Annotated in this window: 1 protein-coding gene; it reads left to right on the forward strand. The window is 40.8% G+C overall.

Annotation, left to right across the window (positions count from 1 at the left end; genetic code table 11):
• Window positions 1-250: aminotransferase class V-fold PLP-dependent enzyme (locus SB775_RS32180; RefSeq protein WP_410865353.1), on the forward strand; the 250-nt coding region annotated here is incomplete at both ends.

Consider the following 250-nt stretch of genomic DNA (forward strand, 5'->3'; position numbering starts at 1 on the left):
GTAAACGGAAACTTAGAATATCGCTTACCACATGTGCTTAATATCAGTTTTACAGGAATGAACATTGAACCGTTCCTTGTGAACTTAGATATAGCTGGTATTGCAGTGTCAAGTGGCTCGGCGTGTACAGCTGGTTCGATTGATCCATCACATGTATTAGTAGCGATGTTCGGAAAAGACTCCGATCAAATACGTTCATCCGTACGCTTTAGTTTCGGACTTGGAAATACGAAAGAGCAAATTGAGAAAG

The organism is Peribacillus sp. SIMBA_075, assembly GCF_046534585.1.